The organism is Sphingorhabdus sp. (assembly GCF_035329025.1).
Classification (GTDB): domain Bacteria; phylum Pseudomonadota; class Alphaproteobacteria; order Sphingomonadales; family Sphingomonadaceae; genus Sphingorhabdus_B.
In genome coordinates this window covers 1-14,544 of sequence record NZ_DAOLHN010000032.1, presented here as the reverse complement: position 1 = coordinate 14,544, position 14,544 = coordinate 1, and the positions used below count along the sequence as shown (strand labels likewise).

Genomic DNA, 14,544 nt, shown 5'->3' with positions numbered 1-14,544 from the left:
TTACCCCTGTTTAGCACGGCCTAACAGGAAATGGTAAACAGGATCGTAACGCATTATGTTCTTCTGCCAGTTGCGTTCTTGCTCGACAAAGGCGCGCGCTTGGGCCTTGCGATCGGGCCACATCGCCTTGTCAGCGAACAGTGCGTCGATGGCTTTTGCCGCACCTTCCGGATCATCGGCGGGAAACAAGGCTCCAGTTACCCCGCCCACGATCAATTCGCGATGCCCACCCACATCAGAGGCAGCAACCAGCCGACCCTGCGCCATCGCTTCCAATGGTTTCAGAGGGGTCACCAGATCGGTCAGCCGCATCCGCTTGCGCGGATAGGCGAGGACATCGACCAGGCTGTAATAGCGCTCCACCTCTTCATGCGGGACGCGACCGACGAAATGGATTCGATCGGCGGCTGGCAAAGCCTTTGCCTGCGCGCGCAACGCCTTTTCCATCGGCCCGCCGCCCACCAGCAGCAGATGCGCGTCCTTTGCAGCACCGTTCAGATGCGCCATTGCAGCAATCAGATCGTCAATGCCCTCATAGTCATAGAAGCTGCCGATATAGCCAATCACATCCTTGCCGGTCAGCCCAAGCTCCGCCGCCAGCGCCTCGTCGCGCGGCGGTGGATTTCCGAACATGTCCATATCGACCCCATTGGGCGAGACGAAGATCTTGCCTGCATCGAAACCGCGCGCAACCAGATCTGAGCGCAACCCTTCGCAGATCACCGCCACCTTGTCGGCGCGGGCAACAACATGGTTTTCGAGCGCGCGGGTCAGGCGATATTTGAGCGAGCCTTCGGTCCCGCTACCATTCCCTACCGCCGCATCCTCCCAGAATGCGCGGATTTCATAGACAAAGGGTAGACCCAGTTTTGTCGCAGCGCGCGCCGCGGCCAGTCCGTTCAATGCAGGCGAATGGGCATGCACGATGTCGAACGGCCACTCGCGATGAACTTCAATGATACGCTGCTCAAGCGCACGGATTTCGCGCCACTCCTGCAAGCCAGAGGGCCCCGAAACATGGTGCGGCGTGCGGAAGAAGTGCAACCCTTCGGCTTCCTGCTGCAGCGCATCGGGCATCTGCCCATGCTGATACTGCCGCACCCCGGTCAACCCGCGCACTTCCCATCCCGCGCCAATCTGCGATTTCAGGATTGCGCGCGTGCGGAAGGTGTAGCCGCTGTGGAGCGGCAGGCTGTGATCGAGGACGTGCAATATGCGAGGCATGGTCGCTCCCTAGCCGCAATATATTTAACGCCGCGTCAACCCAAAGCGGCTAATGCGTTTCGCGAATTTTCATTTTCACGCTATGTCCTGACAGCGAAGGGGCAGGCAGGGACGCAACGCCGCATGATCGACAATCTATCGATATTGCTAAGCCATAGCCTGCTCTTGCTTGCCTTCTGGTTGCTGACCAAGCGTGACGATCTGGACAGCGAACCCCCACCGGAGCCCGATGCGCAACCGCAGGGTTTCGGGGTGAACCACCGCAGGCCAAACGCAACGAAAGGTCCGCAACAAGATGCGTGACCTGTTCTTCGTCGGCTATCTCGGGCTGCTGATGCTGATGGCGTTCAAGCGGCCATTTCTGTTCACATTGGTCTACGCCTATATCGATATTATCGCGCCGCAGCGGTTGAGCTATTTCCTGCTCAATTCGATTCCGCTCTCGCTGATCCTGTTCGCTTTGGCGTTCCTCGGCTTCCTGGTCAGCGATGACAAACGCGACGTGCGGGTTTCGCCGCGCTGGGCGCTGTTGCTCGTGCTGCTCGCCTATTGCGGTTATTCAACCACGGTTGCGGTTGAACCCTTGGCTGCGCAGGAAAAATGGAGCTGGGTGTGGAAGGCGCTGGTTTTTGCAGCTTTTCTTCCCCTGTTGCTCAAGACCAAGCTGCGCATCGAAGCCTTGGCATTAACGCTGGTGCTTTGTGCTTCGGCACTGATCGTCACCGGCGGCATCAAGACGGCGCTTGGCGGCGGCGGCTATGGCTCGCTCGTCCTGCTGATCAACGACAATTCGGGCTTGTATGAAGGCAGCATCATCAGTTGTGTGGCGATCGCAATCATCCCGCTGATCGTCTGGCTGGCGCAGCATGGCACGATCTTCAAACCCGACTGGAAGGTGAAGACCTATGCCGCAGCACTCACCGTCGCCGCGCTGCTGATCCCCGTCGGCACACAGGCACGCACCGGGCTGGTCTGCATCGCTGTGCTCGCGCTGCTGTTCATCCGACAGACCAAGCGGCGGGTTCTGTATCTTTCAGGCGCGGCACTTGTTGGACTTGCTGCGATACCCTTCATCCCGTCCGCTTTCTCGGACCGGATGGAAACGATCAAGGACTATAAGACCGACGAATCTGCATCCACGCGGATCGCCGTGTGGAAATGGACCTGGGAGTTCGTGCAAGAGCATCCCTTTGGCGGCGGCTTTGATGCCTATCGCATCAACAAGATCCGCTATGACCTGCCTGTCGTCGACGAAAATGGGTTTGATACCGGTGCGGTCGACCGCAAGGAAATCGTCGACCAGGGCCGCGCCTATCATAGCAGTTACTTCGAAATGCTGGGCGAACAGGGTTTCCCTGGTCTGATCATATGGCTGCTGATCCATGTCGGCGGGGTGTGGCGGATGGAAATGATCGCCCGCATGTACAAGAAGCGTGACCGGCCCGACGAACAATGGGTCGCACCGCTCGCCACTGCGCTGCAAAATGCGCAAATCATCTATCTAGTAGGATCCTTATTCGTCGGCATCGCCTTTCAGCCCTTTGTCTATATGCTGGTGGCGATGCAGTTGGGGCTCGACACCTATCTGGCGCGGAGGCGCAACGAAGCGGCGTGGACGCCGATCAGAAAGCAGCGCTTGAAGGCAAAAGAGATAAGCGCGACGACCTGACTGGGCCTTGTCGTTGACAAGGTGGGTGGCTAGGGTTGCCTCTATGACTACACCGCTTCCCAAAATCCCCGATGATCCGATTGCCGCCATAAATGCACGCATGACACAATATGCCGAAATCGTCACCGATTGGGTGCGTGGGAATATCGCCGAGCTTTCGGTGGCGGTAATAGCAGCGACGTTAGTCTATGTGGTGCTCAGCTGGCTCAAAAGGCGCGCTGCCAAGATAGCGCGCGACAGCGAAGACCGCTCAGCGATGACTTCGATCATCGCCCGGACTTTGGCACGAACAGGCAAGTTCTTCCGCATAATGGTCGCGGTCGAACTGGTCAACGGCTATGCCAATGCGCCCGAACAACTGGCGCGCACCATTGATGTGCTGTTCACTATTGCTGTTGTCTTGCAGGTGGCGATCTGGCTGCGTGAGATCGTCATCGGCCTGATCGAACGCCGCGCCAATGAAAGCGGTAGCGAGCATGAAACGCTGCAAAGCGCGATGGTGCTCATTCGTTTGCTGGTCAGTTTTGCAGTCTTCGCCATTGCAGCGATCGTCATCCTCGACAATCTGGGGGTCAATGTCACCGGCCTTGTTGCAGGTCTTGGCGTTGGCGGCATCGCCATCGGCCTTGCCGCGCAGGGTATCTTCTCGGATCTATTCGCGGCGATGTCGATCATCTTCGACCGACCGTTCAAGCGCGGTGACACCATCACCTATGATACCACGACCGCCCGGGTGGAACGGATCGGGATGAAGAGTACCCGCCTGCGCGCGCTGACCGGTGAGGAGAAAATCATCTCCAATGCCAAACTTCTCGAAAAGGAAATCACCGACAACACCAAGTCGGTCTATCGCCGCGTCAATTTCCTGATCAGCCTTGTATATCAGACACCCGTCGAAGACGCACAGCGCGTTCCGGTACTTTTACGAGAAATTGTCGAGGCTCAAGGGGCCGAATTTATCCGCGGCGGCTTCCACACATTCGCGCCAAGCTCGCTCGATTTCCAGTTGGTTTTCGATGTCCAGAGCGAGGATCTGGACGAGGTTTTCCATGTCCGCCATGCCGTTGGCCTGAACATTGTCCAGCGTTTTGTCGACGAGGGTATCCACTTCGCTTATCCCACCCAAACGACCTTCACGGCAGGACCCGACGGGACGCTGGTGATGCCTTATGCGGAGCGGTTGCACACGGCCCCTGCGCCGAACAAAAAGGCCTGATTCGCACCGCCTGAATGGCTATGCGGTGATATGACGTAGGGTCAGCGCGGCCAAATGGCGCGGCTCTTGTCAACCGCTCCAGAAAGGCGCAAAACCGCGCGCAATTCGAAAACCATTGCACAAAAAGGAGCAGGATATGAGCGGAGTAACACCTGCCGAACTCGCAGGTCGGGTCGGCGAAGTCATCGGCAGTTCGGACTGGATGCTGGTCGATCAGGATATGGTCAACAAATTCGCCGACGCGACCGGCGACCATCAGTTCATCCACGTCAATGAAGAGATGGCCAAGATGACCCCGTTCGGCGGCACCATCGCGCATGGCTTCCTCTCGCTCTCGCTGCTCCCGGTATTGATGGCGAAATCAACCTGCCCCAAGATCGAAGGCGTCAAGATGGGCGTCAACTATGGCGGCAACAAAACCCGCTTCCTCTCGCCCGTCCGCGTCGGCAAGCGCGTGCGCGCGCATTTCAAGCTGCTTGAGCTGGAAGAGAAGCGCCCAGGGCAATGGCAGCAGACCATCGAATATACGCTCGAGATCGAAGGCCAGGAAAAGCCCGCCTGCATCGCCGAGTGGATCACCCAGTTTTTCGTTTAATTGTTTTGCCGTCGCCCCTGCGCAGGCAGGGGCCGCAGGAGGTTTCTCCGGCGAATATGGCGTAAACCGACACCGGCCCCTGCCTGCGCAGGGGCGACGTGAACGTCGAAAGGAATTCTCCCATGCGTGACGCAGTAATCGTTTCCACCGCCCGCACCCCGCTGACCAAGGCAGCGCGCGGCGCATTCAACAACACCACCGGCGCGACGCTCGGCGCCTTCTCGATCAAGGCCGCTGTCGAACGTGCCGGCCTCGAAGGCGGCGAAATCGACGACGTCGTGATGGGCACCGCCGCCCAGCAGGGTTCGACCGGCGGCAACGTCGCGCGCCTCGCCGCGCTGCGCGCCGGCCTGCCGGTAACTGTCCCTGCCATGACCATCGACCGTCAGTGCTCGTCCGGCCTTATGACCATTGCGACCGCTGCCAAGCAGATCATCGTCGACAATATGGACATCTGTGTCGCCGGTGGCCTCGAAAGCATCTCCAAAGTCGTTGGCAGCGGCAAGATGTTTGTCGAGCCCGACCGCGAGCTGCTTGAAATGCACCCGCATATCTACATGCCGATGATCGGTACCGCCGAAGTCGTCGCCAAGCGCTACAATATCAGCCGCGAATATCAGGACGAATATTCGCTCCAGTCGCAACAACGCACCGCCGCCGCGCAGGCCGCTGGCAAGTTTGACGATGAAATCATCGCCTGCGCCGCGACCATGGCTGTGGTGAACAAGGAGACCAAGGAAGTCACCTATCAGGAAGTCACCGCCAACAAGGATGACTGCAACCGTCCCGACACCACGCTCGAAGGGCTTGCCAGCCTGAAGCCGGTGATGGGCGAAGGCCACACCATCACAGCGGGCAATGCCAGCCAGCTCTCGGACGGTTCGTCGACCTGCGTGCTGATGGAAGCCAAAATTGCCGAAAAGCGCGGTCTTACCCCGCTGGGCCGCTATGTCGGAATGGCGGTTGCGGGCACCGAGCCTGACGAAATGGGTATTGGCCCGGTTTTCGCGATCCCGAAACTGCTCGAACGCTTCAACCTGAAGATGGACGATATCGGCCTGTGGGAACTGAACGAAGCCTTTGCCGTGCAGGTGCTTTACTGCCGTGACAAGTTGGGCATTCCTGATGAACTGCTCAATGTCAATGGCGGCTCAATCTCGATCGGCCACCCCTTCGGCATGACCGGCGCCCGCTGCACCGGCCACGCGCTGATCGAAGGCAAGCGCCGCGGTGCCAAATATGCCGTGGTCACCATGTGCATCGGCGGCGGCCAGGGTGCTGCCGGCCTGTTCGAGGTCTTCTGATGCGGCTGTCGGCGCCTCGCATCGCCCCCGTCGATCTCGAAAAGATCGATGACGAGCAGCGCGAGGCGCTGGCCCCCATGGTGGAGGCCGCGAAAGATGTGACCCGTTCCGGCGGGCATATCCTCAATATTTTCCGCACGATGGTGCACGCGCCCAAGGCGCTCACCGCCTTCCTCGCATGGGGCGGTTACATATTATCGCGGCGCAACAGCCTGTCTGAGCGTGACCGCGAGCTGGTGATCCTGCGCGTCGGTTATAATTGCAAATCAGGCTATGAATTCACCCAGCACACTCGCATCGGGCTTGATGCCGGGCTGACCGAAGCCGAAATCGAAGCGATCAAGGCTGGGCCCGACGATCCATCGTGGAACGAAGCCGATCGCGCCATGCTGCGCGCAACCGATGATCTCACCCGCGATTTCCACGTCAGCGATGCCAGCTGGGCCGCTTTGTCCTTCTTTAGCGACAAGCAGAAGATGGATCTGGTGATGACCGTTGGCCAATACACCCAGGTGTCGATGATGTTGAACAGCTTCGGTGTGCAGCTCGACCCCGGGCAGGAACTTGATCCGGCGCTTGATCGCCGGAAGTGAATCCGAATTTCCAAAACAAGAGAGAGAGGAATGCAAATGGCAGGAATTGGAGTAGTCGCGACCCTGACCGTCGCAGAAGGCAAGAACGCCGAATTTGAAGCAATCTTCACCGAACTCGCCGCCCAGGTTCGCGCCAACGAACCCGGCAATCTGTTCTACACGCTCACCCGCTCGCGCGCCAACGGCCAGGTCTACCGCGTCCTAGAAGCCTATGCCGATCAGGCTGCACTCGATGCGCATGGCAAGACCGACTATTTTCGCGCCGCCGGCCCCAAGCTCGGGCCTTGTCTCGCAGGTGCGCCCGAGATCGAGTATCTCGACGCGGTGTAATCCGAAGAGACAATTTGTCAAAAGTACGGGTCCGGCTTTACTAACCAAAGCCGGGCCTTTAATTTTGCCCAAAATCCCTTGAGAGACTTATAGTTGCGCAAATCGATTTCTGGATCGACAATGTTATCGGCCATTTTTGCCTTATATGTTTTGGCGTCCGATACTGCACTCGCCCGCCCTCCGGAACCCGCCCCGGACAAGATCGCACTGGCCCAGCTTGACGGATATTCAAGGGCCCTGGAGGATAGTGAGAGTTTTGCAGGAGTCGTGCTAGTCGCCCATGGTGGCAAGCAGCTATTCCTGCGCCCCTATGGCAAGCGCGATCAGCAGGGTGAGGATCCCATCACCACCGACATGCGATTCAATATTGCATCCGCGGGCAAGATGTTCACCGCCACTGCAGTCTTGCAACTTATCGCTGCGCAAAAGCTATCCCTCGACACCAGGGTGGGCGATGTCATCAAAGACTATCCCAATAAAGAGTTCGCCCAAAAAGTTACAGTTCGCCACCTGCTAACGCATATGGCGGGCGCGGGCGATGTTGATCTATTTGGCGCCGACAAGCAATCTGTCAGGGCAAATATCCGGTCTCACGCGGACATGCTTGCTCTGCATTGGGAGAGAGCCCCGGCTTTCGAACCCGGCACCCAACAAGTCTATGGCAATTTCGGCCATGTTATCCTCGGCAGGATGATCGAGCTGCTCTCCGGGCAAGACTATGATGGATATGTTCGCGATCATATTTTCACGCCTGCAGGGATGAGCCGGACGGACTTCGCCAATTGTGCCGATTATCGAACCGACACGGCGATTGGCTATACGTCCGTCGATGGCAAGGCCGTGCCCAACTGCATCACCCAGCCCACCAAAGGTTTTGCCGCTGGAGGCGCATTCTCGACCGCAGGTGACTTATTCCGTTTCGTGGAGGCACTGCGCCAAGGGCGCTTGGTTCCAAAGCCGCTCTTTGTGCAAGCCATCACTACCCAGCATGGATTCATGGGGTTGGGATTTTTCGCGACTGAGTATGGCGAAAATATACCAAAGCGCAACTTCCGCTGGGGACATGGCGGCAGCTCTGACGGTGCCTGTTCAGACGTACGCACATATCCGAACACGGGTGAAACCGTGATTGTGCTTTCAAACCGCGATGCCCCGGCCTGTTTTTCAATCGCTTCGTTGCTGCATCGTGCTTATGAGGACGAGCAAAAAGCACGGCGACCGTCAGCTCAACTTCACCCGAAATAGGCGCCGTCGCGGATCCAACGGCTCGCCAGCCACTTTTCACCACCTGTCACCGGCATACCCGAATGCATCGTGCGTCGATCGCATTTCCCGTCTGCATCGACATTCCTGAAGACAAACAGATCCCCGGTGTTGCCCACGAAATCGAGTTCCAGTTCGGGAAAACGGGTTGCGCCGCCTTCGAACCCGTCATTCAGCCAGATCAGCGCAGTAACCGCCCGCTGCTTACCCGGATCTGCCTGATCGAAGGCATCAAGGTGCGCGCGATATTCCTGCCCCGGATTGTAATGCAGCACTGAAAGCGGTTCACCATTGACCAGTGGCGTATCGGTTGCCTCTGCAATCCGTCGATTGATACGCTGGATAATCAGATCCTCAAACACCGGCCCGAAATTCATCGTTTCCGAACGGCGGATCGGATCGAGAATTCCCTCGCCCGTTATTGGGTGCACAATCATCGCCGGGGCCAGCCAGGGTTGGGCCACCATACGAACATATTTGCACTGGTTCGGGCTCAGGAAATTTCGGACCACATAGACGAGTGGATCATCACGCAGCACTTCGCGTTCGGTTCCCAATTCTTCCTGCGCGAAAACCGCATCCAGTTGCAGTTGCATCTCGGCAAAGCGATCGGTGCGCGCCGCAGATTGCAAAAGTTGGCGGGCTTTTTCCAAATCGGCTGCACATCCGGTTCCGGCAGCAGTAAGATAAGCAAAAGTCCGCCTTGCATCGATGTGGCCATCCTTTGCTGCGCGTGCGATCATGCGATAGGCAGCCTTGGTGTCGACAGGTCCATGCAGTCCGGTCAGCCGAAATTCGCCCAGCATATATAATGCGTCAGCATCGCCTGAACGCGCGAGCCGTTCGAGTTGGACAGGTGCACCAGGAACGCCTTGTTGCAATGCGGCGACGACTTGCTGGAAGTTTAGCATCGCAATCCAATCCACCAACCGGCGCGTTTTGTAAAGCTGGCGGTTTGCAATCCCGACCTATCGGGAAATCATGCCACCTTCAAAACGAAACCCGTCCTCACGGTCTTTCACAAGCAAGATCGGGCCGTCAAGATCGACCCATGCAGCCCCCTGCGCCACCAGAAACGCAGGATGAATTGCAAGGCTGGTCGACAGCATACAACCCACCATTAATTTAAGCCCGTGTTCCTCGGCCTCACGCGCCATCTTCAAGGCCTCGGTCAGCCCGCCAGCCTTGTCGAGTTTGATATTGATGCCATCATAATAGCGGGCGCATAGTTCCAGATCGGCACTCGACTGGCAGCTTTCATCAGCAAGCAAGGGCACCGGGGACTTAATCCCGTCCAGAAGCGCATCCTGGCCGACCGGAACTGGCTGCTCGATCATCTCGACACCCAGCGCTGCCAGAGCGCTTGCCTCCGCCTCAATATCGAGCGCAGCCCAGCTTTCATTGGCGTCCACAATCAGGCGTACATCAGGCGCGCCTTTGCGGACAGCATCAACCCGTTCGCGGTCGCCTTCGCCGGTCAGTTTCAGTTTCAGCAGACCGAAGCCCCGCGCAGCCGCCTTTGCAGCATCGTTTTCCATCGCCGCGGGATCGCCAAGCGAGATGGTGAAGGCGGTTTGCAGCGGCTTGGGTGCAGTCGCAAGACCAGCCAGTTGCCACAAGGGCTTGCCTGCGGCTTTGGCCTCCAAATCCCAAAGCGCACAATCAAGTGCATTGCGGGCGGCGCCAGGGGGCAGCAAAGTCTGCACCGCATCTCGTGCCTCACGTACATCCATCGGCACAAGCGTATCGATCAGATCTTCAATCTGCGTCAGGCAGCTTTCAGCACTTTCGCCATGATAGTAGATCGCGGTGGCCTCACCCAGGCCGACATGCGTGCCATCACTGGCCGCGGCGACCAGTACATCAACATAGGTCTTGGTCCCGCGCGATATGATAAACTGCCCTGCGACCGGCCAGCGTTCAACTGCGGCACTAATGCGAAGACTCAAATGACATGCCCCTACGCCGTTCAACCGTAGCCCTAAGCCTGTCGAAGGGCGCCTCTCAGCCAAGCGTAAACCTTGCGACGCGCTTCGACAAGCTCAGCACTACGGTGTGGGAATGAGGTTGATTATGTCTAGCCGTTGTGCGCGAGGATCCATTCCTCAACAATCGGCGCAATCTTCTCGCGCCATTTGCTACCGTTGAAGATACCATAATGGCCGACTTCGGGGGCCATGTGATATTGCTTCATCGCCTCGGGCAGTCCGGTTGCGATCGTCAAAGCCGCCTTGGTCTGGCCGATGCCGCTGATATCGTCACGCTCGCCTTCGATGGCGAGCAGTGCAATATCGTCAATCGCGCCCGGATCGACCAGCTTGCCGCGATAGTTGAACTCACCCTTGGGCAGCAGGTGACGTTGGAACACGGTGTCGACGGTCTGCAGATAGAATTCGGCAGTCATGTCGCAGACTGCGCGATATTCGTCGTAAAATTCCTTGTGCCGGTCCGCGCTTTCGCCATCGCCTTCGACAAGGTGCGAGAACATCGACCAGTGGCTGATCATGTGATTGCCGAGGTTCATCGACATGAAGCCGGTGAGCTGCAACCAGCCCGGATAGACGCGGCGGCCAGCGCCCTTGTAATAAGGTGGAACGGTGGCGATCACATTGTGGACGAACCAGTCATGCGGGCGGCGGGTCGCGTGGTCGTTGACCGCAGTCGGCGCTTCGCGCGTATCGATCGGGCCGCCCATCATGGTCAGGGTACGAGGGCGCAGCGGGTGCTTGTTCGCACTCATGATAGCCGCAGCGGCGTAGGCAGGTACTGAGGGCTGGCAGACAGCTAGCATGTGCGCACCACGACCACCGGCATCGGGGCCGATAAATTCGAGCCATTCGATCAGATAGTCGATATAGCTCTCAAGGTCGAAACCACCGCCTGTCAGCGGCACATCTCGTGCATCCTTCCAGTCGGTGATATACACATCATGCGTCGGCAGCATCCGTTCAACCGTGCCGCGCAGCAATGTGGCAAAGTGGCCCGACATCGGCGCGCAGATCAACAGCTTCGGCTTGGTCTCGCTGCCCTCATAGGTGAAATGCTTCAACTGGCCGAACGGTTTGCGCGCGACATTATGTTCGTCAACCGGCAGATGCTTGCCATCGATTTCAACGACGTTGATCCCGAAAGGGGGTTTGCCGCGCGGCATCACCGAATGTGCAAACACGTCCAGCGCCGAGGCGGTGACCGAAGTCAGATTGCCATAGTTGAACGGTGAATTGGTGAAATTGTTGAGGAAATCGGCCTGTTTCTGAGCAAGCCAGCCTGCACTCGCCAAAAAGCCGCGCTGGATATCATAACCGGTGTAAAGCATGTTCGCGTTCCCGAATGTCCAATTTACCGGTTTGGCCGGTCCCTGTTTCAGCAGTCAACATAGGGATTTATTGTGCATTGCACCATAGGAAAAGCGTACTGGGGAATTCTCGGCGATTGTGGCGCATAGCTGCGGCTGCTAGGCGAACTCAATGAGTGATGTTTCTGTCAAAGCAGCTGAGGGTTCGGACGGCGAGAATCCGGCGCCAGCACCAAAGCCAAAAGTGAATTTCAGCAGCTTGCGGATGATCGCCAGTTTTACAATCGCCTATCCGCGACAGATTTTGTTCGCACTGTTGGCGTTGATTTTCGCTGCTTCATCCACACTCGCCATTCCTTTTGGTTTGCGGCTGATTATCGACAAAGGCTTTGTCAAAAATGGCGGAGACCCGGCACCATATTTCTTTCTGCTGTTCGGCATTGTCGCGATAATCGGAATCTCTACGGCATTCCGGTTCTATTTCGTAAGCTGGCTTGGCGAGCGGGTCGTTGGCGACATCCGTGCGGCTGTCCAAAACAACCTCCTCCGTTTGGCACCGCGCTTTTTCGAAGAAAATCGGCCTGCTGAAATTGCAAGCCGCATGACAGCCGATACCGCCATCATAGAGCAAATTGTCGGCACGACGGTTTCGGTCGCCTTGCGAAACCTGTTCATCGGGATTGGCGGCGTGATCTTGCTGTTCAGCCTGGCTCCCAGCCTGACGATTTGGCTGCTTGCTGGTATCCCCATCGTCGTGCTGCCGATCGTGTTTCTTGGAAGGCGGCTGGAAAAGGCGTCCCGCAGCAGTCAGGATAAGGTTGCGGGGGTTGGAACCGTCGCCTCCGAGGCTCTTGGTGCAATCAAGATTGTGCAAGCATTCGGGCAGGAACAGCGCGAACAGCAAAGATTTCGCGATGCCGTCGAAAGTACGTTTGCGGCGGCAAAGCGTCGAATCCGTTTGCGTGCCTTTTTGACCGCTTTGGTCATGACGCTGATATTCGGTGGTATTACATTGTTAGTCTGGGAGGGTACCGATCAGGTCACGCAGGGTATCATTTCTGCGGGCACGCTTTTCGCGGTCGTGCTTTACGGAGGATTGGTTGCCGGTTCCTTCGGTGCCTTAACCGAGGTTTATGGTGATCTGGTCCGCGCATCGGGTGCGTCCGCCCGTTTGGCTGAGCTCTTGAACGAAGTGCCGGAAATCGCTGCGCCAGCAAACCCCGTGACCATGCCCGCACCGCGCGGGCAGATAGAGTTCCAGAATGTCAAATTCCGCTACCCGACCCGGCCCGAAGTTGCCGCGCTTAGCGATTTCAGCCTGAAGATTTTGCCCGGCGAAACCGTCGCGGTTGTCGGGCCATCCGGCGCGGGCAAGTCGACCTTGTTCCAGTTGGCCCAGCGCTTTTACGATCCCGAAGCGGGAACCGTCCGTATCGATGGCGTCGCACTGACAAGTGCCGATCCAGCCGAGTTCCGCCAGCGCATGGCATTGGTTCCTCAGGATACGGTGCTGTTTGCAGCGTCCGCGCGCGACAATCTGCGCTATGGCAATTGGCTCGCCGACGATGTCGCAATCTGGGCTGCGGCGGAGCAGGCCAATGCGGGGAATTTCCTGCGCGAGCTGCCGCAGGGCCTCGATACCTATCTGGGTGAGGGGGGCGCGCGGCTTTCGGGTGGGCAGCGTCAACGGATAGCCATAGCCCGCGCGCTGCTCCGCGACGCGCCGATCCTGCTGCTCGACGAGGCCACCAGCGCCCTCGACGCCGAAAGCGAGCGGCTGGTGCAGGATGCGCTTGAGCATCTGATGGAAGGCCGCACCACCATCGTCATCGCCCACCGCCTGGCGACCGTGCGCAAGGCGGACCGGATCATTGTGATGGACGAAGGCCGCATCGTCGAGGAGGGCACGCATGACAGCCTCAGCAAAGCTGGCGGCCTCTATGCAAGGCTGGCAAGCTTGCAATTTGATGCGTGATCCCATTGCTTTCGAGTAGGTTCATCTGGCTGCGTTAGCCAGGTAGGTGGAAACGTATTCGATTAATCCACGCGGGCCCGTGGGAAATGCTGCGTTGCCGTCGTAATATCGACCCATAGGTGACGCCTGTCTTCCCAAACCGAACGGATTGGCTGCATCGAATGCGCGTCGTCAAACAAGCCTATAGGGATACCGGTAACGTCCGGATTCTTAGTGCCTCGCATGAAAACGGTAGTGCCACATGTCTCGCAGAAAAACTGGTCGAAGGTTCCGCCCAGATCGGTTGGGCGCGTAAACTGCTTTGACGCACCTTCAATTTTGACCTGATCATGTGGGTAATAAGCAGCTTCACCAAAGGGGGAACCTGTTCGCTTTTGGCAAGCAATGCAATGACAGGCTACCACCGCTAATGTTGGCCCGGGCACGGTCACGTGCAGTTGTCCACATTGGCAGGAAGCCTTCATGGCATTGGATTATCACAATGGTTGCGTCCAGGCAATCTTTCCCGTCTTCGTTTGCGTCCACTTTCGAGGCAGCCGCGCGCCACCACTTATGGCGGCGTCTTGCCGCAAACACCCATTCAAATGCACGGAAATCTTCGAACAAAAAAGGGCGGCACGATGGCCGCCCTTTCTATGTCGATTGCGATATTTGATCAGTTGCCGGGAACGGCAGACTTTCCAAAAACGCGATATTGTTCGTTTCCGACGAAACCGAATTTGGTGATGCCGCTCCGCTTCACCACAGCCAGCGTCTGGTCGACAATGTCATACATTGCAGTCGGCGCGGGCTGGAACTGAAGTTCAGGTTCCGGGCTCATCGATTTGGTCTGGACGAGATACTGCTCGATCTGGTCCAGCGAAGACGGCGTGCCGTTCCACTGGATTTCGTTATTCGGCATGATCACGATCTTGTTGACCACCGGGTCGATCAATTCTTCCGGCGGTGGCTGGTTCGGATCCTGCACCGGCAGGTCGATATTAACAGCGTGCGATACGGGCGGGATGGTGATCATCAGCATGATGAGGAGAACGAGCATGACGTCGATCAACGGCGTCGTGTTCATTTCCATCATCGGCT

General features: G+C 57.8%; 15 protein-coding genes. 9 read left to right on the top strand and 6 right to left on the bottom strand.

Going from position 1 to position 14,544, the window contains the following annotated elements; all coding sequences use genetic code 11:
• A complete protein-coding gene (locus tag PKC81_RS10150) occupies window positions 1–1,224 on the bottom strand; it encodes a TIGR04063 family PEP-CTERM/XrtA system glycosyltransferase (RefSeq protein WP_324335692.1) in 1,224 nt (407 codons plus the stop codon).
• A gap of 123 nt (window positions 1,225–1,347) precedes the next feature.
• Here PKC81_RS10150 and PKC81_RS10145 point away from each other — a divergent pair, with 123 nt between their 5' ends.
• The 8 genes from PKC81_RS10145 (at window position 1,348) to PKC81_RS10110 (ending at window position 8,176) form a co-directional block, all read left to right on the top strand.
• A complete protein-coding gene (locus PKC81_RS10145) occupies window positions 1,348–1,527 on the top strand; it encodes a hypothetical protein (RefSeq protein ID WP_324335690.1) in 180 nt (59 codons plus the stop codon).
• Window positions 1,520–2,893: a putative O-glycosylation ligase, exosortase A system-associated gene (locus tag PKC81_RS10140; RefSeq protein ID WP_324335688.1), complete on the top strand. Its 1,374-nt coding sequence runs from the start codon at window positions 1,520–1,522 to the stop codon at window positions 2,891–2,893. The genes PKC81_RS10145 and PKC81_RS10140 overlap by 8 nt, the downstream gene beginning before the upstream one ends.
• Before the next feature lie 43 nt (window positions 2,894–2,936).
• Window positions 2,937–4,109, top strand: coding sequence for a mechanosensitive ion channel domain-containing protein (locus tag PKC81_RS10135; protein ID WP_324335686.1), 1,173 nt, complete (start codon window positions 2,937–2,939; stop codon window positions 4,107–4,109).
• Window positions 4,110–4,245: 136 nt separating this feature from the next.
• On the top strand, window positions 4,246–4,704 hold the full coding sequence (locus PKC81_RS10130) for a MaoC family dehydratase (RefSeq protein WP_324335684.1): 459 nt from the start codon (window positions 4,246–4,248) through the stop codon (window positions 4,702–4,704).
• A gap of 122 nt (window positions 4,705–4,826) precedes the next feature.
• The gene (locus PKC81_RS10125) at window positions 4,827–6,008 is read left to right on the top strand and encodes an acetyl-CoA C-acyltransferase (RefSeq protein ID WP_324335682.1); all 1,182 of its coding nucleotides are present in this window, start codon (window positions 4,827–4,829) and stop codon (window positions 6,006–6,008) included.
• Window positions 6,008–6,601 carry a carboxymuconolactone decarboxylase family protein gene (locus PKC81_RS10120; RefSeq protein WP_324335680.1) on the top strand — a complete coding sequence of 198 codons (594 nt, stop codon included), beginning with the start codon at window positions 6,008–6,010 and terminating at the stop codon, window positions 6,599–6,601. The genes PKC81_RS10125 and PKC81_RS10120 overlap by 1 nt, the downstream gene beginning before the upstream one ends.
• Before the next feature lie 36 nt (window positions 6,602–6,637).
• On the top strand, window positions 6,638–6,931 hold the full coding sequence (locus tag PKC81_RS10115; protein WP_115549310.1) for a putative quinol monooxygenase: 294 nt from the start codon (window positions 6,638–6,640) through the stop codon (window positions 6,929–6,931).
• 150 nt (window positions 6,932–7,081) lie between these two features.
• Window positions 7,082–8,176, top strand: coding sequence for a serine hydrolase domain-containing protein (locus tag PKC81_RS10110; protein ID WP_324335677.1), 1,095 nt, complete (start codon window positions 7,082–7,084; stop codon window positions 8,174–8,176).
• On the opposite strand, the gene PKC81_RS10105 is transcribed toward PKC81_RS10110, so the two are convergent.
• From PKC81_RS10105 to phaZ, 3 genes are all read right to left on the bottom strand, one after another.
• A complete protein-coding gene (locus PKC81_RS10105; RefSeq protein ID WP_324335675.1) occupies window positions 8,164–9,120 on the bottom strand; it encodes a 2OG-Fe(II) oxygenase in 957 nt (318 codons plus the stop codon). The genes PKC81_RS10110 and PKC81_RS10105 overlap by 13 nt on opposite strands.
• A 42-nt stretch (window positions 9,121–9,162) precedes the next feature.
• Window positions 9,163–10,143, bottom strand: a complete 981-nt coding sequence (gene dgcA / locus PKC81_RS10100; protein WP_324335673.1) for an N-acetyl-D-Glu racemase DgcA — start codon at window positions 10,141–10,143, stop codon at window positions 9,163–9,165.
• A 128-nt stretch (window positions 10,144–10,271) separates the two neighbouring features.
• Window positions 10,272–11,510, bottom strand: coding sequence for a polyhydroxyalkanoate depolymerase (phaZ, locus tag PKC81_RS10095; protein ID WP_324335671.1), 1,239 nt, complete (start codon window positions 11,508–11,510; stop codon window positions 10,272–10,274).
• A gap of 244 nt (window positions 11,511–11,754) precedes the next feature.
• Here phaZ and PKC81_RS10090 point away from each other — a divergent pair, with 244 nt between their 5' ends.
• The gene (locus PKC81_RS10090) at window positions 11,755–13,464 is read left to right on the top strand and encodes an ABC transporter transmembrane domain-containing protein (RefSeq protein ID WP_324335744.1); all 1,710 of its coding nucleotides are present in this window, start codon (window positions 11,755–11,757) and stop codon (window positions 13,462–13,464) included.
• A gap of 62 nt (window positions 13,465–13,526) precedes the next feature.
• Here PKC81_RS10090 and PKC81_RS10085 read toward each other — a convergent pair whose 3' ends face one another.
• A complete protein-coding gene (locus PKC81_RS10085; protein ID WP_324335669.1) occupies window positions 13,527–13,928 on the bottom strand; it encodes a GFA family protein in 402 nt (133 codons plus the stop codon).
• 191 nt (window positions 13,929–14,119) lie between these two features.
• On the bottom strand, window positions 14,120–14,544 hold a 425-nt coding region (locus tag PKC81_RS10080; RefSeq protein ID WP_324335668.1), incomplete at its 5' end, for a biopolymer transporter ExbD.

Excerpts from the sequence above, each read along its gene's own strand:
- phaZ (WP_324335671.1), bottom strand. The coding sequence starts at position 11,510 with ATGCTTTACACCGGTTATGATATCCAGCGCGGCTTTTTGGCGAGTGCA.
- PKC81_RS10135 (WP_324335686.1), top strand. The coding sequence starts at position 2,937 with ATGACTACACCGCTTCCCAAAATCCCCGATGATCCGATTGCCGCCATA.
- PKC81_RS10150 (WP_324335692.1), bottom strand. The coding sequence starts at position 1,224 with ATGCCTCGCATATTGCACGTCCTCGATCACAGCCTGCCGCTCCACAGC.
- PKC81_RS10130 (WP_324335684.1), top strand. The coding sequence starts at position 4,246 with ATGAGCGGAGTAACACCTGCCGAACTCGCAGGTCGGGTCGGCGAAGTC.
- PKC81_RS10090 (WP_324335744.1), top strand. The coding sequence starts at position 11,755 with ATGATCGCCAGTTTTACAATCGCCTATCCGCGACAGATTTTGTTCGCA.
- PKC81_RS10140 (WP_324335688.1), top strand. The coding sequence starts at position 1,520 with ATGCGTGACCTGTTCTTCGTCGGCTATCTCGGGCTGCTGATGCTGATG.
- PKC81_RS10115 (WP_115549310.1), top strand. The coding sequence starts at position 6,638 with ATGGCAGGAATTGGAGTAGTCGCGACCCTGACCGTCGCAGAAGGCAAG.
- PKC81_RS10145 (WP_324335690.1), top strand. The coding sequence starts at position 1,348 with ATGATCGACAATCTATCGATATTGCTAAGCCATAGCCTGCTCTTGCTT.
- PKC81_RS10125 (WP_324335682.1), top strand. The coding sequence starts at position 4,827 with ATGCGTGACGCAGTAATCGTTTCCACCGCCCGCACCCCGCTGACCAAG.
- PKC81_RS10120 (WP_324335680.1), top strand. The coding sequence starts at position 6,008 with ATGCGGCTGTCGGCGCCTCGCATCGCCCCCGTCGATCTCGAAAAGATC.
- PKC81_RS10085 (WP_324335669.1), bottom strand. The coding sequence starts at position 13,928 with ATGAAGGCTTCCTGCCAATGTGGACAACTGCACGTGACCGTGCCCGGG.